Here is a 23,889-nt window from a genome sequence, read left to right as displayed (position 1 = left end):
GTGGGCCATGGCTCATACTGCTGTTTTGCCCTATACCGATGGAGTCCCAAGATGAAGAAACTCGTGCTGTTGGGCGCCCTGGCGCTGTCCGTGTTGTCCATGCAGGCTTTCGCTGAAGGCAAGCCTCTGAAAATTGGTATCGAAGCGGCTTACCCTCCGTTTGCCTCGAAGGCGCCGGATGGCAGCATCGTCGGTTTTGACTACGACATCGGCAACGCCTTGTGCGAAGAGATGAAGGTCAAGTGCACTTGGGTCGAGCAAGAGTTCGACGGCCTGATCCCGGCTTTGAAAGTGCGCAAGATCGACGCGATCCTGTCGTCCATGTCCATCACTGAAGACCGCAAGAAGTCCGTGGACTTCACCAACCGCTACTACCTGACCCCAGCGCGCCTGGTGTTGAAGGAAGGCTCTGCGGTCAGCGACAGCCTGGATGAGCTCAAAGGCAAGAAGATCGGCGTACAGCGCGGTTCGATCCACGACCGTTTCGCCAAGGAAGTCCTGGCACCTAAAGGCGCCACCGTTGTTCCTTACAGTTCGCAGAACGAAATCTACCTCGACGTGGAAGCCGGTCGCCTCGACGGTACCGTGGCCGACGCCACCCTGTTGCAGGAAGGTTTCCTCGATACGCCTGCCGGTAAAGGCTATGCGTTCACCGGCCCGGCGTTCACCGACGTCAAGTACTTCGGCGACGGCGTAGGCATCGCCGTGCGCAAAGGCGACAAGGAAAACCTGGACCGTATCAACGCTGCCATCGCCGCGATCCGTGCCAATGGCAAGTACAAAGAAATCGAGAAAAAGTACTTCAACTTCGATATTTACGGCCCTGAAGCCAAGTAAGTACTCGCAGCTGTCTGTCCTGAAATGGCGCAAGCAACAGAATTCCTGCGGTTTGCGCCATTTTTTCATCCCCCTTTTCGAGGACCTGAATCATGTTGAAAGGCTACGGGGCCGTCATCCTCGATGGCGCATGGTTGACGCTTCAGCTCGCCTTGTCGTCCATGGCCTTGGCCATTGTTCTGGGTCTGATCGGGGTCGCGTTACGCCTGTCGCCGGTGCGCTGGTTGGCCTGGCTGGGTGACTTGTACTCCACGGTGATCCGCGGGATCCCCGACCTGGTGCTGATCCTGCTGATTTTCTACGGTGGTCAGGACCTGCTTAACCGCGTCGCGCCGATGCTCGGCTATGACGACTATATCGACTTGAACCCCTTGGCCGCCGGTATCGGCACCCTGGGTTTCATCTTTGGCGCCTACCTGTCGGAAACCTTCCGTGGCGCCTTCATGGCCATCCCCAAGGGCCAGGCCGAAGCCGGCCTTGCGTATGGCATGAGCAGCTTCCAGGTGTTTTTCCGGGTGATGGTGCCGCAGATGATCCGGCTGGCGATCCCCGGGTTTACCAACAACTGGCTGGTACTCACCAAGGCCACCGCGCTGATCTCGGTGGTGGGCCTGCAAGACATGATGTTCAAGGCCAAGCAGGCGGCTGATGCCACCCGCGAGCCTTTTACCTTCTTCCTCGCAGTGGCGGCGATGTACCTGGTGATCACCAGCGTGTCGTTGCTGGCCTTGCGTCATCTTGAGAAGCGCTACTCGGTAGGCGTAAGGGCGGCTGATCTATGATCTTCGACTACAACGTCATCTGGGAGGCCATGCCGCTGTACCTTGGCGGCCTGCTGACCACCCTGAAATTGCTCGCCATCTCGCTGTTCTTCGGCCTGCTCGCCGCCTTGCCCCTGGGCTTGATGCGTGTGTCCAAGCAACCGGTCGTCAACGGCGTGGCCTGGCTCTACACCTACGTGATCCGCGGCACGCCGATGCTGGTGCAGCTGTTCCTGATCTACTACGGCCTGGCGCAGTTCGAAGCGGTGCGCGAGAGCTTCCTGTGGCCGCTGCTGTCCAGCGCGACCTTCTGCGCGTGCCTGGCCTTTGCGATCAACACCAGCGCCTACACCGCCGAGATCATTGCCGGTAGCCTCAAGGCCACCCCCAATGGCGAGATCGAAGCGGCCAAGGCCATGGGCATGTCGCGCTACAAGCTGTACCGCCGCATTCTGCTGCCGTCGGCCCTGCGCCGCGCGCTGCCGCAGTACAGCAACGAAGTGATCATGATGCTGCAGACCACCAGTCTTGCTTCTATCGTCACCCTGATCGACATCACCGGTGCCGCGCGCACGGTGAACGCGCAGTTCTACCTGCCGTTCGAAGCCTACATCACCGCCGGCGTGTTCTACCTGTGCCTGACCTTTATCCTGGTACGCCTGTTCAAGTTGGCCGAGCGCCGCTGGCTGAGCTACCTGGCTCCACGGAAGCACTGATATGGAACGTATCGATCACCTGTTGCCCTGGGGCCACCTGGGCTGCGAGCGCCAACTGAGCGTGTTCCGTTTTGGCAGCGGCGAGCGCAAGGCCTATATCCAGGCCAGCCTGCACGCCGATGAATTGCCCGGCATGCGCGCCGCGTGGGAGCTGAAAAAACGCCTCGCCGAACTTGAAGCGCAAGGTGCCCTCAACGGCGTGATCGAACTGGTGCCGGTGGCCAACCCGATGGGCCTGGGCCAGCTGCTGCAAGGCAGCCACCAGGGCCGTTTTGAGGTGGGCAGCGGCAAGAATTTCAACCGCGATTTCGTTGAGTTGAGCGAGCCGGTGGCCGAGTTGCTCACAGGCAAGCTGGGGGATGACCCTCACGCCAACGTGCGCATGATTCGCCAGGCGATGGCCGATGTGCTCAACGCATTGCCTGAGCCAGGCAGCCAGTTGCAAGGCATGCAGCGCATCCTGCTGAGCCATGCGTGCAGCGCCGACATCGTCCTCGACCTGCACTGCGACGCCGAAGCCGCGCTGCACATGTACGCGCTGCCCCAGCACTGGCCGCAGTGGCGTTCGTTGTCGGCGCACTTGAATGTGACAGTCGGTTTGCTCGCGGAAGATTCCGGTGGCAGCTCGTTTGATGAGGCTTGCTCGTTGCCGTGGCTGCGTCTGTCCCGCGCCTTTCCCGACGCGCAGGTCCCGCTGGCCTGCCTGGCGACGACGCTGGAGTTGGGCGGTCAAGCGGACACGGGCCGTGACGAAGCGATCTTCCACGCCGAAGGCATCCTCGCGTTTCTCGCCGAACAAGGCCTGATCAAGGGCGAATGGCCGGCGCCGCAACACGAACCGTGCGAAGGCGTGCCCTTCGAAGGCACCGAATTGCTGTTCGCGCCCCATGCCGGGGTGATCAGTTACCTGCGTAAAGCCGGGGACTGGATCGAGAAGGGCGAGCCGATTTTTGAAGTGATTGACCCCCTGGAAGACCGCGTGAGCATTATCTGCGCGGGCACCTCGGGGGTGTTGTTTGCCGTTGAACGGCTACGTTATGCCCAAGCGGGTTTCTGGCTGGCCAAGGTGGCGGGGCGCGAAGCGCTGCGTCACGGGCGCTTGCTCAACGACTGACCACCTGTTTTTGTGAGAACCGACCGCATGTACAAACTTGAAGTCCAAGACCTGCATAAACGCTATGGCAGTCATGAAGTGCTCAAAGGCGTGTCCCTGGCCGCCGCGGCCGGTGATGTGATCAGCATCATCGGTTCCAGTGGTTCGGGCAAAAGTACCTTTTTGCGCTGCATCAATCTGCTGGAGCAACCCCACGCCGGCAAGATCCTGCTCAATAACGAAGAGCTGAAACTGGTGGCCAACAAGGACGGCGCCATGAAGGCCGCCGACCCTAAACAACTGCAACGCATGCGCTCGCGCCTGTCGATGGTGTTCCAGCATTTCAACCTGTGGTCGCACATGACCGCCCTTGAAAATGTAATGGAAGCGCCGGTGCACGTGCTGGGCATGTCGAAAAAAGACGCCCGTGAAAAGGCCGAGCACTACTTGGCCAAGGTTGGCGTGGGCCATCGCAAGGATGCGTTCCCGGGTCATATGTCCGGTGGCGAGCAGCAGCGTGTGGCGATTGCCCGTGCCCTGGCGATGGAACCGGAGGTGATGCTGTTCGACGAACCCACCTCGGCCCTCGACCCCGAGTTGGTGGGCGAAGTGCTCAAGGTGATGCAGGACCTGGCCCAGGAAGGCCGCACCATGGTGGTGGTGACCCACGAAATGGGTTTTGCCCGTGAAGTGTCGAACCAGCTGGTGTTCTTGCACAAAGGTATCGTGGAAGAGCGTGGCAACCCGCGGGAAGTGCTGGTCAACCCGCAGTCCGAGCGGTTGCAGCAGTTCCTGTCCGGCAGCTTGAAATAGTCCCTTGCTGCTGAAGTTGCTTTTATGTGGGAGGGGGGCAAGCTCCCTCCCACATTAGATCTCCACATTGGATCTTTATCGTTTTTAAGCTTTGTGTTGGTTTACGGGCTAGCATTGGCCTTTGTCTTCATTACCGTTCTTCGCTTCGGATAGCACTCCATGACCGCCCACAAAATTGGTTTCCTGATTTGGCCCAGCACAAAGGCACTCACGCTTGCGCTGGCTGAGGAGGCCTTGCGCGTTGCTCAGCGGGTGCATCCGGACGTGGTCTACGAGCTGTCGTTTTTGCTCGCCGAGCCGGCCACCGAAGGCGCCTGGCAACTGCCGGGCGAACCGTGGGCCGGCAAGCTGGAAGGCTTCCAGAAACTGTTCCTGTTGGCGGACGAGCCGCCTGCCGTGATCGCCTCGCAACTGAGCACCGCCCTCAAGCAACTGGTGCGGGCCGGTTGTGTGATCGGTGGTTTGTCGGCCGGTGTGTACCCGTTGGCCCAACTCGGCCTGCTCGACGGCTACCGTGCCGCCGTGCACTGGCGTTGGCAGGATGATTTTGCCGAGCGTTTCCCCAAGGTCATCGCCACCAGCCATCTGTTCGACTGGGACCGTGATCGCCTGACCGCCTGCGGCGGCATGTCGGTACTCGACCTGCTGCTGGCGGTACTGGCCCGTGACCACGGTGCCGAGCTGGCCGGTGCGGTCTCCGAAGAACTGGTGGTCGAGCGCATCCGCGAAGGCGGCGAGCGCCAGCGCATTCCGCTGCAAAACCGCCTGGGCTCCAGCCATCCGAAGCTGACCCAGGCAGTGTTGCTGATGGAAGCCAATATCGAAGAGCCCCTGACCACCGATGAAATCGCCCAGCACGTGTGCGTGTCGCGACGACAATTGGAACGGATCTTCAAGCAGTACCTCAATCGTGTCCCCAGCCAGTACTACCTGGAACTGCGCCTGAACAAGGCCCGCCAGATGCTTATGCAAACCAGCAAGTCGATCATCCAGATCGGCTTGTCCTGCGGCTTCTCCTCGGGGCCGCACTTCTCCAGCGCCTACCGCAACTTCTTTGGCGCCACCCCTCGCGAAGACCGCAACCAGCGGCGCAGCAGCAGCCCGTTCGAACTCTCGTCGGTGCCGTCCGAGCGCGGTTGAAGTGTGCACGCTCGACGTGATGTGTCGCGCCCATTGAGCCACTGCTCTGCAGACTGCCGAAAACCCCAGTATCCGTTTAAACTGCGCCATTGCGACGCTATTTGTCGCATTGGCGTAAACCCGCGTAAAACGGGGGTTGGCGCTATAAGAAGTTGTCGCTTGGCGGCAAGGCCGCGCTGAAAACTGTCCTTACAATCCCTGCATCGCCCGCCAGTTCCAGGCAGGCGTTCCTCTTCAGGAGACTCCGATGTCCGTTGAGCAAGCCCCGGTGCAACGTGCCGATTTCGACCAGGTCATGGTGCCCAACTACGCACCTGCCGCATTCATCCCCGTGCGTGGCGCTGGCTCCCGCGTGTGGGACCAGGCGGGTCGCGAGCTGATCGACTTTGCCGGCGGCATCGCGGTCAACGTATTAGGCCACGCCCACCCGGCGCTGGTCGGTGCGCTGACCGAACAGGCCAACAAGCTGTGGCACGTCTCCAACGTCTTCACCAACGAGCCGGCCCTGCGCCTGGCGCATAAGCTGATCGACGCCACGTTTGCCGAGCGCGTGTTCTTCTGCAACTCCGGCGCCGAAGCCAACGAGGCCGCGTTCAAGCTGGCCCGCCGTGTGGCGTTCGACCGTTTCGGTACCGAGAAGTACGAGATCATTGCCGCGCTGAACAGCTTCCACGGCCGTACCCTGTTCACCGTTAACGTCGGTGGCCAGTCGAAGTACTCCGATGGTTTCGGGCCGAAAATCACCGGTATCACCCATGTCCCTTATAACGACCTGGACGCGTTGAAAGCCGCCGTGTCGGACAAGACCTGCGCCGTGGTGCTGGAACCGATCCAGGGCGAAGGCGGCGTACTGCCGGCCGAACTGGCTTACCTGCAAGGTGCCCGTGAACTGTGCGACGCCAACAACGCGCTGCTGGTGTTCGACGAAGTGCAGACCGGCATGGGCCGCAGCGGCCATCTGTTCGCCTACCAGCACTACGGCGTGGTACCCGACATCCTCACCAGCGCCAAGAGCCTGGGCGGCGGTTTCCCGATCGCGGCGATGCTCACCCGCGAAGACCTGGCCAAGCACCTGGTGGTCGGCACCCACGGCACCACCTACGGCGGCAACCCGCTGGCCTGTGCGGTGGCCGAAGCGGTCATCGACGTGATCAACACCCCAGAGGTGCTGGCCGGCGTCAACGCCAAGCACGACCTGTTCAAGGCGCGCCTGGAGCAGATCGGCAAGCAGTACGGCATCTTCACCGAAGTGCGCGGTATGGGCCTGTTGATCGGTTGCGTACTGAGCGATGCGTTCAAAGGCAAGGCCAAGGACGTGTTCAACGCGGCCGAGAAAGAAAACCTGATGATCCTGCAAGCCGGCCCGGACGTGGTGCGTTTTGCGCCGAGCCTGGTGGTGGAAGACGCGGACATCAACGAAGGCCTGGATCGCTTCGAACGTGCGGTAAAAACGCTGACCCAAGCCTGATACATAGCTATCTGCCGGACCGGATCAAATGTGGGAGGGGGCTTGCCCCCGATAGCAATCTGTCAGTTGATACATCCGGTGACTGATACACCGCTATCGGGGGCAAGCCCCCTCCCACATTGGAATATGGTTATTCCAGATATGCCCGGTAATTTTCCCCTGTGAGTTCTAGAGTTAAGGAGTGACACCATGCTGGTGATGCGCCCCGCGCAAATGGCTGATCTGGGCGAGGTACAGCGTCTGGCTGCGGACAGCCCGATTGGTGTCACCTCCTTGCCGGATGATGTGGAACGCCTGAGCGACAAGATCGCCGCCAGCGAAGCGTCCTTCGCGGCCGAGGTGAGTTTCAACGGTGAAGAAAGCTATTTCTTCGTGCTCGAAGACACCGAGACCGGCAAGCTCGTGGGCTGCTCGGCCATTGTCGCCTCGGCCGGTTATTCGGAGCCTTTCTACAGTTTTCGTAACGAGACCTTCGTGCACGCCTCCCGCGAGCTGAAGATCCACAACAAGATTCACGTGCTTTCCCAGTGCCACGATCTCACCGGCAACAGCCTGCTCACCAGCTTTTATGTGGTGCCGGAGTTGGTCGGTTCGCCGTGGTCGGAACTCAATTCCCGTGGCCGCCTGTTGTTCGTCGCCAGCCACCCCGAGCGCTTTGCCGACTCGGTGGTGACCGAGATTGTCGGCTACAGCGACGAGAACGGTGATTCACCGTTCTGGGACGCCATCGGCCGCAACTTCTTCGACCTCAACTACGCCGCCGCCGAGCGCCTGTGCGGGCTGAAAAGCCGTACGTTCCTCGCCGAGCTGATGCCTCATTACCCGATCTACGTGCCGTTGTTGCCGGACGAAGCCCAGGAAGCCATGGGCCAGGTGCACCCGCGTGCACAGATCACCTTCGACATCCTGATGCGCGAAGGCTTCGAGACTGACCACTACATCGACATCTTCGACGGCGGTCCGACGCTGCACGCACGGGTCTCGGGCATTCGCTCGATCGCCCAGAGCCGCGTGGTACCGGTGAAGATCGGCGAGATGGTCAAGGGGGTCGGCCGCCAGTACCTGGTGAGCAACGCGCAGTTGCAGGATTACCGCGCGGTCATGCTGGAGCTGGACTACGCGCCCGGCAAGCCGGTGACCCTGGACCTGGCAGCGGCCGAGGCGCTGGGCGTTGGCGAAGGCGCGAGTGTGCGACTGGTAGCGGTATAAACAGAGTTTCGCGGGTGGCTGGCAGCAGCGGCCCGTCTGAGGAGATAGCATGATCGTTCGTCCCGTACGCAGCAGCGATTTACCGGCCCTGATTGATCTGGCGCGCAGCACCGGCACCGGCCTCACCACCTTGCCGGCCAACGAAGAGCGCTTGACCCACCGGGTTGGCTGGGCCGAAAAAACCTTTCGCGGCGACGCCGGGCGCGGAGATGCCGACTACCTGTTCGTGCTGGAAAACGACGAAGGCCGCGTGGTGGGGATTTCCGCCATCGCCGGTGCTGTCGGCCTGCGCGAGCCCTGGTACAACTTCCGGGTCGGCCTGACGGTCAGCGCCTCCCAGGAGCTGAATATCTACCGTGAGATTCCGACGCTGTTCTTGGCCAACGACCTCACCGGCAATTCCGAGCTGTGCTCGTTGTTCCTGCATGCCGATTACCGCAACGGCCTCAACGGCCGCATGCTGGCCAAGGCGCGCCTGCTGTTTATCGCCGAGTTCCCGCAGCTGTTTGGCAACAAGATCATCGCTGAGATGCGTGGCGTGTCCAACGACGCCGGGCGTTCGCCGTTCTGGGAAAGCCTGGGTCGGCACTTCTTCAAGATGGAGTTCAGCCAGGCCGACTACCTGACCGGCGTGGGCAACAAGGCGTTTATCGCTGAGCTGATGCCCAAGTTTCCGTTGTACAGCTGCTTCCTCTCCGAAGACGCGCGCAACGTGATCGGCAAGGTCCACCCGGACACCGAGCCGGCGCTGAGCATGCTCAAGAGCGAAGGCTTCAGCTACCAGGGCTATGTCGATATTTTCGACGCCGGCCCGGCGGTGGAGTGCGAGACCGCCAAGATCCGTGCGGTGCGCGACAGCCAGTCGCTGGTGTTGGCCATCGGCACACCGGGGGACGACGCCACGCCGTTCCTGATCCATAACCGCAAACGCGAAGATTGCCGCATCACCGCCGCCCCGGCGCGCCTGGCGGCAGGCACGCTGGTGGTCGACCCGCAAACCGCCAAGCGCCTGCAACTGGTGGCGGGTGATCAAGTGCGTGCCGTACCGTTGTCCGCTGCTCGGGAGTCGAAATAATGAATTCGCTGTATATCGCAGGTAGCTGGCTGGCTGGCCAGGGTGAGCTGTTTGAATCGCGTAACCCGGTGACCCAGCAGGTGCTGTGGGCCGGTAATGGCGCCACGGTCGAGCAGGTCGAGTCGGCCGTGCAGGCCGCGCGCCAGGCGTTCCCGGCCTGGGCCCGGCGCCCGCTGGAAGAACGCATCAGCGTGCTGGAAGCCTTCGCTGCGACCCTGAAAAGCCGCGCCGATGAAATCGCCCGCTGCATCGGCGAAGAGACCGGCAAGCCGCTGTGGGAGTCGGCCACCGAAGTCACCAGCATGGCCAACAAGATTGCGATCTCGGTGCAAAGCTACCGCGAGCGTACCGGCGAGAAGAGCGGCCCCCTGGGCGACGCCACCGCCGTATTGCGCCACAAGCCCCACGGCGTGGTGGCGGTGTTTGGTCCTTACAATTTCCCGGGTCACCTGCCCAACGGGCATATCGTCCCGGCGTTGCTGGCGGGTAACACCGTGCTGTTCAAACCCAGCGAGCTGACCCCGAAAGTCGCCGAGCTGACCGTGCAGTGCTGGATCGACGCCGGTTTGCCGGCAGGCGTGTTGAACCTGCTGCAAGGTGCGCGGGAAACCGGCATTGCGTTGGCGGCCAACCCAGGTATCGACGGCTTGTTCTTCACCGGTTCGAGCCGCACCGGCAACCATCTGCACCAGCAGTTCTCCGGGCGTCCGGACAAGATCCTGGCCCTGGAAATGGGCGGCAACAACCCACTGGTGGTGGACGAGGTGGCCGACGTGGATGCGGCGGTCTACACCATCATCCAATCGGCGTTTATCTCTGCGGGCCAGCGTTGCACCTGTGCCCGTCGCTTGCTGGTGCCGGAAGGCGCCTGGGGCGATGCGTTGCTGGCGCGGCTGGTGGCGGTGAGCGCGACGATTGAAGTCGGCGCGTTTGACCAGCAACCGCCGCCGTTCATGGGCTCGGTGATTTCCCTGGCAGCGGCAAAAGCCTTGATGGACGCCCAGGAGCTGATGTTGGCCAATGGCGCCGTGGCGCTGCTGGAGATGACCCAGCCACAGGACCAGGCCGCCTTGCTGACCCCCGGCATCATCGACGTGACCGGTGTGACCGAGCGCGAAGACGAAGAGCTGTTTGGCCCGCTGTTGCAGGTGATCCGCTACGCTGATTTCGCGGCGGCGATTGCCGAAGCCAACAACACCCAGTACGGCCTGGCCGCTGGCCTGTTGTCCGATTCCGAAGCGCGTTACCAGCAGTTCTGGCTGGAAAGCCGTGCCGGAATCGTCAACTGGAACAAACAGCTGACCGGCGCCGCCAGCACCGCGCCATTTGGTGGGGTGGGGGCCTCGGGCAACCATCGCGCCAGTGCGTATTATGCGGCGGATTATTGTGCGTACCCGGTGGCGTCGTTGGAGACCCCGAGCCTGGTGGTGCCTGCCACGCTAACCCCGGGCATTACGCTGATCTAAATGTGGGAGGGGGCTTGCTCCCGATGGCGGTGTGTCAGTCACCTGATTGATCAACTGACAGACTGCTATCGGGAGCAAGCCCCCTCCCACACTGGATTTGTGGTGTGTTGAAGACTTTTGATGCCTATAAAAACAGATGTTCGTGGAGCCTCGCCGATGAAATCCTATGAAGTCAATTTTGACGGTCTAGTGGGGCCGACCCATAACTACGGCGGTTTGTCCTTCGGCAACGTCGCGTCCCAGAGCAACAGCCAGCAGCATTCCAACCCCAAGGAAGCGGCGTTGCAGGGCCTGCAGAAAATGAAAGCCCTGATGGACATGGGCTTTGTGCAAGGCGTGCTCGCGCCCCAGGAGCGTCCGGACGTAGCGGCGTTGCGCAACCTCGGTTTCAGCGGCACCGACGCCCAGGTCATCCAGCAGGCGGCCAAGCAGGCCATGCCGTTGTTGGTAGCCAGCTGCTCGGCATCGAGCATGTGGGTGGCCAACGCCGCCACCGTCAGCCCCAGCGCCGACACGGCAGATGGCCGCGTGCATTTCACCGCCGCCAACCTCAACTGCAAATACCACCGCAGCATCGAACACCCGACCACCAGCCGCGTGCTGGGGGCGATGTTTGCCGACCAGAAACACTTTGCCCATCACGCCGCGTTGCCGGCGGTGGCGCAGTTCGGCGACGAAGGCGCGGCCAACCACACGCGTTTCTGCCGGGAGTATGGCGAAGCGGGCGTGGAGTTTTTTGTGTTCGGGCGCAGCGCGTTCGACCCTCGTTACCCGGCCCCGCAGAAGTACCCGGCGCGCCAGACCCTCGAAGCCTCCCAGGCGGTCGCCCGCCTGCACGGCCTGAAGGATGAAGGCGTGGTCTACGCCCAGCAGAACCCGGCGGTGATCGATGCCGGCGTGTTCCACAACGACGTGATCGCGGTGGGCAACGGTGAGGTGCTGTTCTATCACGAGGACGCATTCCTCCATACCGAACAGATGCTGGCCGAGTTGCAGGGCAAGTTGGGCAAGCTGGGCGGCAACTTCCAGTCGGTGTGTGTGCCGCGTGCCCAGGTCAGCGTCGAGGATGCGGTACGTTCCTACCTGTTCAACAGCCAGTTGCTGACCCGTGCCGACGGCTCGATGCTGCTGATCGTGCCGGAAGAATGCCGCGCCAACGAGCGCGTGTGGCAGTACCTGCAAGGCCTGACGGCCTCCGCTGGGCTGATCCGCGAAGTAAAAGTCTTCGACCTCAAGCAAAGCATGCAGAACGGCGGCGGCCCGGCCTGCCTGCGCTTGCGCGTGGCCCTGAACGAAACCGAGCTGGCAGCGGTGAACCCAGGGGTTATCATGACCGCGCCGTTGTACGACACACTGGCCCAATGGGTCGACAAGCACTACCGCGACAGCCTGCGCGAAACCGACCTGGCTGACCCGCAATTGCTGCTTGAGTGCCGGACGGCACTGGATGAACTGACGCAAATCCTTAAACTGGGCTCGGTTTATCCTTTCCAGATCAATTAACGCCACCTCTTTTACACCCTATGGCTGAGAATTATTTATGACCACCGACACCCTGCAACTGATCCTTGAAGACACCGACGGCACCCAGCTGGAAACCTCCTGCACCCGCGTCGCGGTGGTCTGGCAGGGTAAGGAAATCTGGATTCAGCACGACGGCCGTGGCCAGCTGCTGATCGGTGTTGACGTGGAAGAAGGCGACTCCGAATACGCCAACCTGTTGATGCGCCCACTGGCCACCAACCTGATGAGCCTGCAACTGGAAATGGAACCGGCCGACGTTGAAGGTGATGACGACGATCACGTCCACGGCCCAGGCTGCAACCACTAAGGAAGCTGCTTATGCTCGCCCTTGGCAAACTGCTTGAACTGACCCTCGCCGGTCGCGAACCGGCGCAAAAAATTCAACTGACTGTCGACGGCGTGCAGATGCGCTGGCTCAGCGAGGGCGCACTCGAAGTGCGCCCGCCGCAAGCAACGGACAATGGCAGCGACCTGCTGCTGTCGTCCGGCATCCATGGCAACGAAACCGCGCCGATCGAATTGCTCGACCGCCTGGTGCATGGCATCGCCCGTGGGGAGATCAAACCCCGTACCCGTATTCTGTTCCTGTTCGGCAACCCCGAGGCCATGCGCCGCGGTGAGCGTTACCTTGAATTGGACGTCAACCGGCTGTTCAACGGCCGGCATGAAAAAAACATCGGCCCCGAAGCCATGCGCGCCGCCGAGCTTGAACAGCTGGCCCGCAGCTTCTTCAGCCAGCCTGGCCGTTCGCGCCTGCATTACGACCTGCACACCGCCATTCGCGGCTCGAAGATCGAGCAGTTTGCGCTGTACCCCTGGAAGGAGGGCCGCCAGCATTCACGCCATGAACTGGCGCGCCTGAACGCTGCCGGCATGCAAGCGGTGCTGCTGCAGAACAAGAGCTCGATCACCTTCACCGCGTTTACCTATGAGCAGCTGGAGGCCGAGGCCTTCACCCTCGAGCTGGGCAAGGCGCGGCCGTTTGGGCAGAACCAGGGCGTGAACGTTTCCCGCCTGGAGCTGCGCCTCAAGCAGATCATCGAAGGCACCGAGCCTGAGACTGACAGCCTGGACGGGTTGAAACTGTTCGCCGTGTCGCGGGAGGTCATCAAGCACAGTGATGCTTTCCTGCTGCACTTGCCGGCGGACGTGGAAAACTTTTCGGAATTGGAAAAGGGTTATCTGCTGGCCGAAGACGTGGCCAAGACCCGTTGGGTGATCGAGGAGGAGGGTGCGCGCATCATCTTCCCCAACCCGAAGGTGAAGAATGGCTTGCGGGCGGGGATATTGATTGTTCCGACCACAGAGGCCGGGCTGGCGTAGATCTGAGCCTTAACCTGATCCAAATGTGGGAAGGGGCTTGCCCCCGATAGCAGTGTGTCAGTCAGCTCATCTGGAGCTGAGACACCGCCATCGGGGGCAAGCCCCCTCCCACATTTTATTTTGCGGTGTTGATTAGACCGCTACAGCCCGTGGCTCGCTGCGACGGATCGCCCGCACCTTGTGCAGGGTGTCGGCGCACGTACGCGCAGCTTCCTGGCCCTTGTGCACGAAGTGCTCATGGAAGAATGCGGTGTGTTCGCTGCCGGCATGGAAGTGATGCGGGGTCAGGGACACCGAGAACACCGGCACTTCAGTTTCCAGCTGCACCTGCATCAGGCCGCTGACCACCGACTGGGCCACGAACTCGTGACGGTAGATTCCGCCGTCCACCACCAGCGCGGCGGCAACGATACCGGCGTAACGACCGGTCTTGGCCAGCAGCTTGGCGTGCAGGGGCATTTCAAAGGCGCCGCCGACTTCGAAGAAATCGATGTCCGACTCCTGGTAACCTTGGGCGATCATTTCGGCGAGGAAGCCTTTGCGGGATTGGTCGACAATATCCTTGTGCCAGCAGGCCTGGATAAACGCGACGCGCTCGCCGTGATGGTTTTTGCTTTTGCTGTCGATTGCGGTGGGTTGCATGTTCTGACTCCTGTTTAAGAAAAAAACAGGGCGTTATGAATCGAATGGGATTTAAGGGTACGAACCGCCGAGTCATGCAGGCATGAGGTCAGCGTGCGGCCCTTAGGTGCCAATCCCGTTCTCTCTTCATCCGGACTATGACCGTCGGCCCCGGGATCACACCGGGTCTGCTGACCTTGTCGCCGTCCTGCGTGAGCAGTTCGAGGCGCCAAGCGCTCGCGGGCTATGCACATTGCGTGCAATTACCGCCGGTGGGGAATTGCACCCCGCCCTGAGAACGTTGCCACCAGAATCCTGGCGGCGGAGAGTTTTTAACATGGTTTTTCATAAACTGCACGAGCGCCGTATCGATAGGCTATATCGGTTTGTTTGGTTGGTATTCGATTGAGAACGCGCGGGGCTTGATATTTCGCGGCTTTGCCCGCAGTAATCATCCTCATAAGAATCTTAATGAACCCCTTCGAGGCTTGTTTCATGTCTGTGATCGACCTGCGCAGCGACACCGTGACCCAACCCACCGCCGGCATGCTCGACGCCATGGCCACCGCCGTCAGCGGCGATGACGTCTACGGTGAAGACCCCAGCGTCAACCGTCTGGAGGCCGAGCTGGCCAAGCGCCTGGGCTTTGCGGCCGCGCTGTTCGTGCCCACCGGCACCATGAGCAACCTGCTGGCGCTGATGGCCCACTGTGAGCGTGGCGAGGAATACATCGTCGGCCAGCAGGCCCACACCTACAAATACGAAGGCGGCGGGGCGGCCGTGCTGGGTTCGATCCAGCCGCAACCGTTGGACGTGCAGGCGGATGGCTCCCTCGACCTGAATCAGGTGCTCGACGCCATCAAGCCCGACGATTTCCACTTCGCCCGCACCCGTCTGCTGGCCCTGGAAAACACCATGCAGGGCAAGGTGCTGCCGCTGGACTACCTGGCGAAGGCGCGGGCGTTTACCCGCGAGCATGGCCTGGCCCTGCATCTGGATGGCGCGCGACTCTACAACGCGGCGGTCAAGCTTGGCGTGGATGCGCGGGAGATCGCCCAGCATTTCGACTCGGTGTCGGTGTGCCTGTCCAAGGGCCTCGGTGCGCCGATCGGCTCGGTGCTGTGCGGCTCCACGGCGTTGATCGCCAAGGCCCGCCGTTTACGCAAGATGGTCGGCGGTGGCATGCGCCAGGCCGGTTCCCTGGCGGCGGCGGGGCTGTACGCCTTGGATCACCAGGTGCAGCGCCTGGCTGATGACCATGCCAATGCGCAATGGTTGGGCGATGAGTTGCGCAACGCCGGTTACGCGGTGGAGCCGGTGCAGACCAACATGGTCTATGTGCAGATCGGCGATCAGGCCCAGGCCTTGAAGACGTTTGCCGCCGAGCGCGGGATCAAGTTGAGCGTCGCACCGCGCCTGCGCATGGTGACTCACCTGGATGTCAGCCGGGCGCAGATTGAGCAAGTGCTCGAGGCATTCGTCGATTTTTCGCGCAAATGAGCGTGCAGACCGTCTAATTGAACCTCTCTATCGCATAAACACGCTGTACCACCGGCAAAGGGCCGATATAATGCGGCCTTTTGCCGTCGCTCCGTCTGATGATGTTGCGCACTGGCCTTTGGCCGCAGCCTCCGTGGAAGAACCTAATGAAAAGCGCAGAAATCCGTGAAGCCTTCCTTCGCTTCTTCGAAGAGCAAGGTCACACCCGTGTCGCCTCCAGCTCCTTGATCCCAGGCAATGACCCCACCCTGCTGTTCACTAACGCGGGGATGAACCAGTTCAAGGACTGCTTCCTGGGCCAGGAAAAGCGCGCCTACACCCGCGCCACCAGCAGCCAGAAGTGCGTACGTGCCGGCGGTAAGAACAGCGACCTGGAAAACGTCGGCTACACAGCCCGCCACCACACGTTCTTCGAAATGCTGGGTAACTTCAGCTTTGGTGACTATTTCAAAAAAGACGCGATTACCTTCGCCTGGACCTTCCTGACCGGCGTGCTGAAGCTGCCCAAGGAAAAACTCTGGGTGACCGTCTACGCGACGGACGACGAAGCGTATGACATCTGGACCAAGGAAATCGGGGTGCCCGCCGAGCGCATGATTCGCATCGGCGACAACAAGGGCGCGCCTTACGCGTCCGATAACTTCTGGACCATGGGCGATACCGGCCCGTGCGGCCCATGCACCGAGATTTTCTACGATCACGGCGCCGACATCTGGGGCGGCCCACCGGGCTCGCCGGAAGAAGACGGCGACCGTTACATCGAGATCTGGAACAACGTGTTCATGCAGTTCAACCGCACCGCCGATGGCGTGCTGCATCCGCTGCCAGCGCCGTCGGTGGACACCGGCATGGGCCTGGAGCGGATCAGTGCGGTGATGCAGCACGTTCACTCCAACTACGAGATCGACCTGTTCACCAACCTGCTGAGCGCGTCGGCCGCGGCCATTGGCTGTGCCAATGAAAGCCAGTCGTCCCTCAAGGTGGTGTCGGACCACATCCGTTCCTGTGGTTTCCTGATCGCCGACGGTGTACTGCCGTCCAACGAAGGCCGTGGCTACGTGCTGCGTCGCATCATCCGTCGCGCCTGCCGTCACGGTAACAAGCTGGGCGCCACCGGCAGCTTCTTCTACAAGATCGTGGCCGCGCTGGTTGCCGAGATGGGCGATGCCTTCCCGGAGCTCAAGCAGCAGCAGGACAACATCGAGCGTGTGCTCAAGGCTGAAGAAGAGCAGTTCTCCAAGACCCTGGAGCACGGCCTGAAGATTCTGGAACAGGATTTGGCTGAGCTCAAAGGCACCGTGGTGCCGGGCGATGTCGTGTTCAAGCTGTACGACACCTATGGCTTCCCGATGGACCTGACAGCCGACATCGCCCGTGAGCGCGAGCTGACCGTCGACGAAGTCGGGTTTGAGCGTGAGATGGAAGCCCAGCGCGTGCGCGCCCGTTCCGCCAGTTCCTTTGGCCTGGACTACAACACCCTGGTCAAGGTTGACGTGCCCACCGAGTTCACCGGGTACAAGGCGACCGTTGGCTCGGCCAAGATCGTTGCCATTTATAAAGATGGCAAGTCGGTCGACGTGTTGAGCGAAGGCGAAGAAGCGGTTGTGGTCCTGGACCAGACGCCGTTCTACGCCGAGTCCGGTGGCCAGGTCGGTGACTGTGGTTTCCTGAGCTCGACCTCCGGTCGTTTCGAGGTGCGTGACACCACCAAGACCGGCGGTGCGTTCCTGCATCACGGTGTGCTGGTGCTGGGCAACCTGACGGTCGGTGCGCCAGTGGACACCCAGGTCGACGCTGACGTACGCCATGCTACCGCGCTGAACCACTCGGCCACGCACTTGCTGCACGCCGCGCTGCGCCAGGTGCTCGGCGAGCACGTCCAGCAGAAGGGTTCGTTGGTCGACAGCCAGCGCCTGCGTTTTGACTTCAGTCACTTCGAAGCGATCAAGCCGGAGCAGATCAAGGCCCTGGAAGACATCGTCAACGCGCAAGTGCGCAAGAACACCCCGGTAGAAACCGAAGAAACCGACATCGAGACTGCCAAGGCCAAGGGCGCCATGGCGCTGTTCGGCGAGAAGTACGGCGACAACGTGCGCGTACTGAGCATGGGGGGCAACTTCTCGGTGGAACTGTGTGGTGGTATCCACGCCAACCGTACCGGCGACATCGGCCTGCTGAAAATCATCAGCGAAGGTGGCGTGGCGTCGGGCGTACGTCGTATTGAAGCGGTGACCGGTGCTGCGGCCCTGGCCTACCTGAATGCGGCTGAAGAACAACTCAAGGAAGCGGCCAGCCTGGTCAAGGGCAGCCGCGACAACCTGATCGACAGGTTGTCCGCCGTTCTGGAGCGCAACCGCGCGCTGGAGAAACAGCTGGAGCAATTGCAAGCCAAGGCGGCCAGCGCTGCGGGCGACGATCTGTCGGCTTCGGCCGTTGACGTCAAGGACGTGAAAGTCCTGGCTGCACGCCTGGACGGCCAGGACGGCAAGGCGCTGTTGGCCCTGGTCGATCAGTTGAAGAACAAGCTCGGCCGCGCAGTGATCCTGCTCGGCAGTGTCCATGAGGATAAGGTCGTGCTGGTTGCCGGTGTAACCAAAGACCTGACTGGCCAACTCAAGGCCGGTGATTTGATGAAGCAAGCCGCTGCGGCAGTGGGCGGGAAGGGCGGCGGTCGTCCGGACATGGCGCAAGGCGGTGGTGTAGACGCCAGCGCCCTGGATGCGGCCCTGGCCCTGACCGTGCCATTTGTCGAGGCAGGTATTTAAGGCACTGTTAACCCGTCCGTGGTCTAGTCACGGGCTGTTCTGTGCTGGTTGATTGGATATTAGGCGCCCCTTTACGGGCTGAGGCGGCTTGGAAATGGCTTTGATCGTACAGAAATTTGGAGGCACCTCGGTTGGTTCTGTCGAAAGAATCGAGCAGGTGGCCGACAAGGTTAAGAAATTCCGCGATGCCGGTGATGACCTGGTCGTGGTGCTGTCGGCCATGAGCGGCGAGACCAATCGCCTGATCGAACTGGCCAAGGCAATCAGTGGCGACCAACAGCCGCTGCCGCGTGAGCTGGATGTGATCGTGTCTACCGGTGAGCAGGTGACCATCGCCTTGCTGGCCATGGCGCTGAACAAGCGTGGTGTGCCGGCGGTGTCCTACACTGGCAGCCAGGTGCGCATTCTCACCGACAGCGCACACACCAAGGCGCGGATCCTGCAGATTGACGATCAGAAAATTCGCAGTGATCTGAAAGCCGGTCGCGTGGTAGTTGTAGCGGGCTTCCAGGGTGTTGACGAGCACGGCAACATCACCACCCTCGGGCGTGGCGGTTCGGATACCACCGGCGTGGCCCTGGCGGCGGCCCTCAAGGCTGATGAATGCCAGATCTACACCGATGTGGACGGCGTCTACACCACCGACCCGCGTGTGGTGTCCGTGGCCCAGCGCCTGGACAAGATCACCTTTGAAGAGATGCTGGAAATGGCCAGCCTCGGTTCCAAGGTGTTGCAGATCCGCGCGGTGGAGTTCGCCGGCAAGTACAACGTTCCGCTGCGCGTATTGCACAGCTTCAAAGAGGGTCCGGGCACCCTCATTACTATTGATGAAGAGGAATCCATGGAACAGCCGATCATTTCCGGCATCGCTTTCAATCGCGATGAAGCCAAGCTGACGATCCGTGGCGTGCCAGACACCCCCGGCGTGGCCTTCAAGATTCTGGGCCCTATCAGCGATGCGAATGTAGAAGTCGACATGATCGTGCAGAACGTTTCGCACGATAACACCACCGATTTCACCTTCACCGTGCACCGCAACGAGTACGATGCGGCATTGAAAATCCTGGAGAACACCGCGAGCGAAATTGGCGCCCGTGAAGTGGTCGGCGATACCAAGATTGCCAAGGTTTCGATTGTAGGTGTGGGCATGCGTTCCCATGCCGGCGTTGCCAGCCGTATGTTCGGTGCTTTGGCCAAGGAAAGCATCAATATCCAGATGATCTCCACCTCGGAAATCAAAGTCTCGGTGGTGATCGAAGAGAAGTACCTGGAGCTGGCTGTACGCGCGCTGCATACCGCTTTTGAGCTGGATGCCCCGGCCCGACAGGGCGAGTGAGGCAATGCCAGGAAGGCGCGGTTTACCGCGCCTTTCATTTTTTGTAGGGCGCATGGTCTTTTGCGTGCGTTCGACAATACTTAGGCCGTTAGGGCTATGGCTATCGAGTCGTAGGTCGAACGCCTTTTTTTTGCAGACTGTTGTTCCTGAAATGAAATGCGTGAGGAGAAAGGTATGCTGATTCTGACTCGTCGGTGCGCAGAAAGCCTGATTATCGGTGATGGCGAAATCACCGTGACCGTGCTCGGCGTCAAAGGCAATCAAGTACGTATTGGGGTGAATGCTCCGAAAGAGGTAGCGGTCCACCGCGAGGAAATCTACCTGCGTATCAAGAAAGAGAAGGACGAAGAACCAAGCCTTTAATTTTTATCGTTTTTTATGTTTGCAAACGGGGATGAACGTGGTTAATATACGCCCCGTGTTGCGGAGAGCTGGCCGAGTGGCCGAAGGCGCTCCCCTGCTAAGGGAGTACACCTCAAAAGGGTGTCGGGGGTTCGAATCCCCCGTTCTCCGCCATTATTTGCTTAGTACGTTGCAATCTGGTTTTTTCGCTAAGTTGTTGAAATTAAACGAAAAAATAGCTTTACATAGAGATTGAACGGCCTATAATGCGCGGCAACAAATGCACTCGTAGCTCAGCTGGATAGAGTACTCGGCTACGAACCGAGCGGTCACAGGTTCGAATCCTGTCGAGTGCACCATTTAAGAGTTAGTTGCAGCAATGCAGGTAGCTCGGCTTCAACCAGTTGTGATCTGGTCTAAAAACACAATATGCACTCGTAGCTCAGCTGGATAGAGTACTCGGCTACGAACCGAGCGGTCACAGGTTCGAATCCTGTCGAGTGCACCATACAAACAAAAAGCCCGCCTAGTGCGGGCTTTTTGCCGTCTGGGACTTGTGTGGATTTTTATCTTTTTCTCCTCCTTCATGTGTTTTCCATTCAGGTGATGGCGTCGCAGTTGAATAGGTGCGGCCAATACTCAACTTTGGCTCGCAAGCGCTTGTTCTTTCCAGTTTTTTGACGTTAAAAACGGACGCACGGTGTATCATTGCGCCCGTCAGCCCCGCCGGGGCTTGTGGAATACCTCCATGGACTTACCCAGTAGTTACTCAGTACCCCGTTTTACCAATCATGAATTGACTGATTGATCCTTCCGGCGTGCCCCGCTGCTGGGAGTGGAGTTCGCCTATGACCGAAGTAGAAGTAAAGAAAACTCAAGAAAGCCTGCAGGATCGCCTGGCTCAAGTCATCGAGCTGCTGCAGCGCCAGCGTGTGGTCGAAGATTTCACGCACCGCCAGGATGGTCCGAATAACGACCTCGTCGAGAACCTGGTCCACCGGCAAAACCTCGTCGAGTTGCAACGCAAACTCGATGACCTGCACTCCGCCGACGTTGCCTACATTCTCGAAGCCTTGCCGCTGGATGATCGACTGACCTTGTGGCAGTTGGTCAAGGCTGACCGTGACGGCGACATCCTGCTCGAAGTATCCGACTCAGTCCGTGAAACCCTGATCGCCGACATGGACGATCACGAGCTCCTGGCGGCCGCCAGGGAGATGGATGCTGACGAACTGGCCGACCTGGCCCCAGAGTTGCCGCGTGATGTTGTCCATGAATTGATGGAGGCCCTCGACGGCCAGCAGCGTGAGCGCGTGCGCTCCGCGTTGTCCTATGACGAGGATCAGGTCGGTGCGCTGATGGACTTCGAGATGGTCACCATCCGCGAAGACGTCAGCCTGGAAGTGGTCTTGCGTTACCTGCGCCGGCTGAAAGAGCTGCCGAGTCATACCGACAAACTGTTCGTGGTCGACTATGAAGGCATTCTCAAGGGCGTGCTGCCGATCAAGCGCCTGTTGGTAAACGATCCGGAGAAAAAAGTTGCTGACCTGATGGCCAGCGATACCGTGAGCTTTCACCCGGATGAAGATGCCTACGACGCAGCGCAGGCCTTTGAGCGTTACGACTTGATCTCTGCCCCGGTGGTCGACAAGAACGGCAAGCTGATCGGCCGTCTGACCATCGACGAAATCGTCGACTTGATTCGTGAAGAGAGTGAAACCGAAGTCCTCAACATGGCAGGTTTGCGTGAAGAGGAAGATATTTTTGCGTCAGTCTGGCGTTCCCTGCATAACCGTTGGGCCTGGCTGGCCGTTAACCTGATTACCGCGTTTATCGCCTCCCGCGTGATCGGGCTGTTCGAGGGTTCCATCGAAAAGCTGGTGGCCTTGGCGGCGTTGATGCCGATTGTGGCTGGCATTGGTGGTAACTCGGGTAATCAGACCATCACCATGATCGTGCGCGCCATGGCGCTGGACCAGGTCAGTACCGCTAACTCTTCGCGCTTGCTGCGCAAAGAGTTGGCAGTGGGCCTGATCAATGGCCTGGTGTGGGGTGGGGTGATTGGCGTGGTGGCCTACTTGCTGTACGGCAGTTGGTCCCTGGGTGTGGTCATGACCGCCGCCATGACTCTCAACCTGTTACTGGCTGCCTTGATGGGCGTGTTGATCCCCATGACCCTGGCACGCCTCGGGCGCGATCCAGCCATGGGCGCCAGCGTGATGATTACGGCCATGACCGACAGTGGCGGCTTCTTCATCTTCCTCGGTTTGGCGACGATCTTCTTACTCTGATCTGTCTTGCGCGGGCTCCCTCTGCGTAGCAGCTGGCGAGCCCTGGCGAGGCTTCGGTGTGTCAGGCAGGCTGCAAACGCAGCCACACCAGGGCTCGCCAGCTGCTACGTGATAAACATCTCGGGCCCTCTATAAATCCCAGGCAAAAAAAAGCCAGCACATGGCTGGCTTCGGCTTTCAGTTGCAGATCAATTGGCTTCTGCGGCCGCCTCGACGTCGTGCGCGATAAGCGAGACAAGGGCATTTTGCTGGCGGTGGGAGAGCTGACGAAAACGCTGCAGCAGTTCGCGTTCGTGCAACGACAGCTCGGGGCTGTCCAGACGCATGCTCAGCTCGTCACCCAACGCACCTTCCTGAATAAGGCTCTGCTCCAGGCGCGCGATGATTTCGGAGTTCATGCTGCGGTGATGATTGCGAGCCACCTCGGCAATGCGTTCCCGCATTCCGTCTGGCAGACGTACGACGAACTTGTCAGCCGTACGGCTGGAATAAATTGCCTGTTTCAATGGGCGCATATATTTAACCGGTTAGTTCAGGGGAGCGGTTATTGGAATTGGCCGCAAGATGAGTGTTAAGACAAGACTCACGACCAAAGTTCAACCCGAATTGCAAAGAGGCCGCATCATGCCTCAGATTTGCCAGTTCCTTGGCGTCAATTCTGTGACAAATATTGAACTGCCTGAAGGCTTTATGCCAGCACTCATTTGCATTTTTGCGGACTGGTTGGAAAACTTTTCCACGAGTGATTCCACGAGGGAACTTCCCTTAAGTCCAGGCCACCACAGGGTTTGAGGCCGCACATCCTATAGCAAAGTGGCCTTTTGCCCTTCATTTTAAGACTAGTGGCAATTTGCCGATTTACTAGGACGAAGCGACATAAGGTAGGGGGAGAGCAGAGAAGGGAGGGGTCAGCGTACAACCGGGTCAAATTTGATTCGGCGACCCATGACAAGCGTCAGCAGAAGCAGGCTTGCGAAAACACCGGCAGTAACGAATGCGCTGGTTTGCCCCTCCTGAGAGCTTGCACTCAGGCCCAGAATGCCAGTGGCGATGGTCAGGCACAGAAACAGCCAGGCAAATTTGCTCATGATCAGTGTCCTTAGAAAACCCAGTGTTCAGGTGCAGGCTCGGCCTGGGTGCCTTGAGTCAGGCGTATTGGTGCTTGTGCGTTCGGTGTCATCACGGCCAGTTGCGGGCGTTGTTGCAAGTGGTGGGGGACTGCCTGCTGGCTGATCTGAGCGGGGTCGTTGCTGCCAGTCGATTGAAAGTGGAACATCACCAGTGCAGCCAGGGCGACGGTGTTGAGAGCTAACAGAAGGGCACTGTTCATGGTCATGTTCTCCGTTTAATGCCTTGGCTGGATGGGGCTTGCAGGAGAACTGTTGCAGGTGTCGTGCCAATGTATTAATCCAATTAAATCAATGGTTTGAGTTTGATTTGATGGGGCGGGTGATTGCAATTTGCAATGCTGGCATTTTGGAGGGTTGCATTTTGCACGATCAGGCCAGGTGCCCGTATATGCGGGGCGAAACCGCGATCGCTCCGGTAAGGCTCGGCCTACACTCAAAAAGCCCACGGACGACATGACAAAACCCACTTCGGCCGTTAA

The 23,889-nt window shown here is 60.2% G+C and carries 22 protein-coding genes, 3 tRNA genes and 1 riboswitch; of the genes, 21 read left to right on the top strand and 4 right to left on the bottom strand.

Translation table 11 applies throughout. The features are described from left to right. Positions 1 to 51: 51 nt before the first annotated feature. From HDC32_RS10240 to astE, 13 genes are all read left to right on the top strand, one after another. Entirely contained in the window at positions 52 to 837 is a 786-nt protein-coding gene (locus HDC32_RS10240) for an ABC transporter substrate-binding protein (RefSeq protein ID WP_131697799.1), read from the top strand. Positions 838 to 929: 92 nt separating this feature from the next. Next, positions 930 to 1,619, top strand: coding sequence for an ABC transporter permease (locus tag HDC32_RS10235; protein ID WP_010208305.1), 690 nt, complete (start codon positions 930 to 932; stop codon positions 1,617 to 1,619). After that, the gene (locus HDC32_RS10230) at positions 1,616 to 2,314 is read left to right on the top strand and encodes an ABC transporter permease (RefSeq protein ID WP_053140043.1); all 699 of its coding nucleotides are present in this window, start codon (positions 1,616 to 1,618) and stop codon (positions 2,312 to 2,314) included. Before HDC32_RS10235 ends, HDC32_RS10230 begins: the two co-directional genes overlap by 4 nt. A 1-nt stretch (position 2,315) precedes the next feature. After that, positions 2,316 to 3,428: a succinylglutamate desuccinylase/aspartoacylase family protein gene (locus HDC32_RS10225; RefSeq protein WP_131697798.1), complete on the top strand. Its 1,113-nt coding sequence runs from the start codon at positions 2,316 to 2,318 to the stop codon at positions 3,426 to 3,428. Positions 3,429 to 3,455: 27 nt separating this feature from the next. Then, positions 3,456 to 4,220, top strand: coding sequence for an ABC transporter ATP-binding protein (locus HDC32_RS10220; protein ID WP_003214336.1), 765 nt, complete (start codon positions 3,456 to 3,458; stop codon positions 4,218 to 4,220). 159 nt (positions 4,221 to 4,379) lie between these two features. Further along, a complete protein-coding gene (gene argR, locus HDC32_RS10215; protein WP_131697797.1) occupies positions 4,380 to 5,360 on the top strand; it encodes a transcriptional regulator ArgR in 981 nt (326 codons plus the stop codon). Between the two features lie 247 nt (positions 5,361 to 5,607). Beyond that, positions 5,608 to 6,828: an aspartate aminotransferase family protein gene (locus HDC32_RS10210; RefSeq protein WP_131697796.1), complete on the top strand. Its 1,221-nt coding sequence runs from the start codon at positions 5,608 to 5,610 to the stop codon at positions 6,826 to 6,828. Between the two features lie 189 nt (positions 6,829 to 7,017). Further along, the gene (aruF, locus tag HDC32_RS10205) at positions 7,018 to 8,037 is read left to right on the top strand and encodes an arginine/ornithine succinyltransferase subunit alpha (protein WP_131697795.1); all 1,020 of its coding nucleotides are present in this window, start codon (positions 7,018 to 7,020) and stop codon (positions 8,035 to 8,037) included. Positions 8,038 to 8,086: 49 nt separating this feature from the next. After that, the gene (astA, locus tag HDC32_RS10200) at positions 8,087 to 9,112 is read left to right on the top strand and encodes an arginine N-succinyltransferase (protein WP_131697794.1); all 1,026 of its coding nucleotides are present in this window, start codon (positions 8,087 to 8,089) and stop codon (positions 9,110 to 9,112) included. Continuing rightward, positions 9,109 to 10,578: a succinylglutamate-semialdehyde dehydrogenase gene (astD, locus tag HDC32_RS10195; protein ID WP_167655186.1), complete on the top strand. Its 1,470-nt coding sequence runs from the start codon at positions 9,109 to 9,111 to the stop codon at positions 10,576 to 10,578. Before astA ends, astD begins: the two co-directional genes overlap by 4 nt. Positions 10,579 to 10,734: 156 nt before the next feature. Then, the gene (astB, locus tag HDC32_RS10190) at positions 10,735 to 12,081 is read left to right on the top strand and encodes an N-succinylarginine dihydrolase (RefSeq protein ID WP_131697792.1); all 1,347 of its coding nucleotides are present in this window, start codon (positions 10,735 to 10,737) and stop codon (positions 12,079 to 12,081) included. Between the two features lie 37 nt (positions 12,082 to 12,118). Then, complete coding sequence (locus HDC32_RS10185) at positions 12,119 to 12,409, top strand: hypothetical protein (RefSeq protein ID WP_053140059.1); 291 nt, start codon at positions 12,119 to 12,121, stop codon at positions 12,407 to 12,409. Positions 12,410 to 12,420: 11 nt separating this feature from the next. Further along, complete coding sequence (astE, locus tag HDC32_RS10180; protein ID WP_131697791.1) at positions 12,421 to 13,425, top strand: succinylglutamate desuccinylase; 1,005 nt, start codon at positions 12,421 to 12,423, stop codon at positions 13,423 to 13,425. Positions 13,426 to 13,557: 132 nt separating this feature from the next. Here the strand turns inward: astE and HDC32_RS10175 are convergent, their stop codons facing one another. Beyond that, positions 13,558 to 14,067, bottom strand: coding sequence for a 6,7-dimethyl-8-ribityllumazine synthase (locus HDC32_RS10175; RefSeq protein WP_065926190.1), 510 nt, complete (start codon positions 14,065 to 14,067; stop codon positions 13,558 to 13,560). Positions 14,068 to 14,180: 113 nt separating this feature from the next. Continuing rightward, positions 14,181 to 14,350, bottom strand: a riboswitch (FMN riboswitch). A gap of 191 nt (positions 14,351 to 14,541) precedes the next feature. Here HDC32_RS10175 and ltaE point away from each other — a divergent pair. The 8 genes from ltaE (at position 14,542) to mgtE (ending at position 22,280) form a co-directional block, all read left to right on the top strand. Beyond that, positions 14,542 to 15,546, top strand: coding sequence for a low-specificity L-threonine aldolase (ltaE, locus tag HDC32_RS10170; protein WP_131697790.1), 1,005 nt, complete (start codon positions 14,542 to 14,544; stop codon positions 15,544 to 15,546). Between the two features lie 146 nt (positions 15,547 to 15,692). Then, the gene (alaS, locus tag HDC32_RS10165) at positions 15,693 to 18,311 is read left to right on the top strand and encodes an alanine--tRNA ligase (protein ID WP_184743755.1); all 2,619 of its coding nucleotides are present in this window, start codon (positions 15,693 to 15,695) and stop codon (positions 18,309 to 18,311) included. Between the two features lie 94 nt (positions 18,312 to 18,405). Then, on the top strand, positions 18,406 to 19,647 hold the full coding sequence (locus tag HDC32_RS10160) for an aspartate kinase (RefSeq protein ID WP_131697788.1): 1,242 nt from the start codon (positions 18,406 to 18,408) through the stop codon (positions 19,645 to 19,647). Positions 19,648 to 19,821: 174 nt separating this feature from the next. Beyond that, positions 19,822 to 20,010 carry a carbon storage regulator CsrA gene (csrA, locus tag HDC32_RS10155; RefSeq protein ID WP_003175645.1) on the top strand — a complete coding sequence of 63 codons (189 nt, stop codon included), beginning with the start codon at positions 19,822 to 19,824 and terminating at the stop codon, positions 20,008 to 20,010. A gap of 62 nt (positions 20,011 to 20,072) precedes the next feature. Continuing rightward, positions 20,073 to 20,163 (top strand) — tRNA-Ser (locus tag HDC32_RS10150). A gap of 108 nt (positions 20,164 to 20,271) precedes the next feature. Further along, a tRNA-Arg gene (locus HDC32_RS10145) sits at positions 20,272 to 20,348 on the top strand. Positions 20,349 to 20,420: 72 nt separating this feature from the next. Next, positions 20,421 to 20,497: transfer RNA gene (locus HDC32_RS10140), tRNA-Arg, on the top strand. A 340-nt stretch (positions 20,498 to 20,837) separates the two neighbouring features. Further along, positions 20,838 to 22,280, top strand: a complete 1,443-nt coding sequence (mgtE, locus tag HDC32_RS10135) for a magnesium transporter (protein ID WP_065926188.1) — start codon at positions 20,838 to 20,840, stop codon at positions 22,278 to 22,280. Positions 22,281 to 22,468: 188 nt separating this feature from the next. On the opposite strand, the gene HDC32_RS10130 is transcribed toward mgtE, so the two are convergent. From HDC32_RS10130 to HDC32_RS10120, 3 genes are all read right to left on the bottom strand, one after another. Next, a complete protein-coding gene (locus HDC32_RS10130; RefSeq protein WP_003175643.1) occupies positions 22,469 to 22,795 on the bottom strand; it encodes an Arc family DNA-binding protein in 327 nt (108 codons plus the stop codon). Positions 22,796 to 23,188: 393 nt separating this feature from the next. Beyond that, positions 23,189 to 23,368 (bottom strand): PA3371 family protein, encoded by a 180-nt coding sequence (locus HDC32_RS10125; protein WP_131697786.1) that lies wholly within the window; start codon positions 23,366 to 23,368, stop codon positions 23,189 to 23,191. Between the two features lie 11 nt (positions 23,369 to 23,379). Then, positions 23,380 to 23,610: a hypothetical protein gene (locus HDC32_RS10120; RefSeq protein WP_145338712.1), complete on the bottom strand. Its 231-nt coding sequence runs from the start codon at positions 23,608 to 23,610 to the stop codon at positions 23,380 to 23,382. Positions 23,611 to 23,889 lie beyond the last annotated feature (279 nt).

The sequence above is a fragment of the Pseudomonas sp. JAI120 genome, assembly GCF_014207255.1.
In the GTDB taxonomy this organism is placed as follows: domain Bacteria; phylum Pseudomonadota; class Gammaproteobacteria; order Pseudomonadales; family Pseudomonadaceae; genus Aquipseudomonas.
This window is presented reverse-complemented; position numbering and strand designations above follow the sequence as displayed.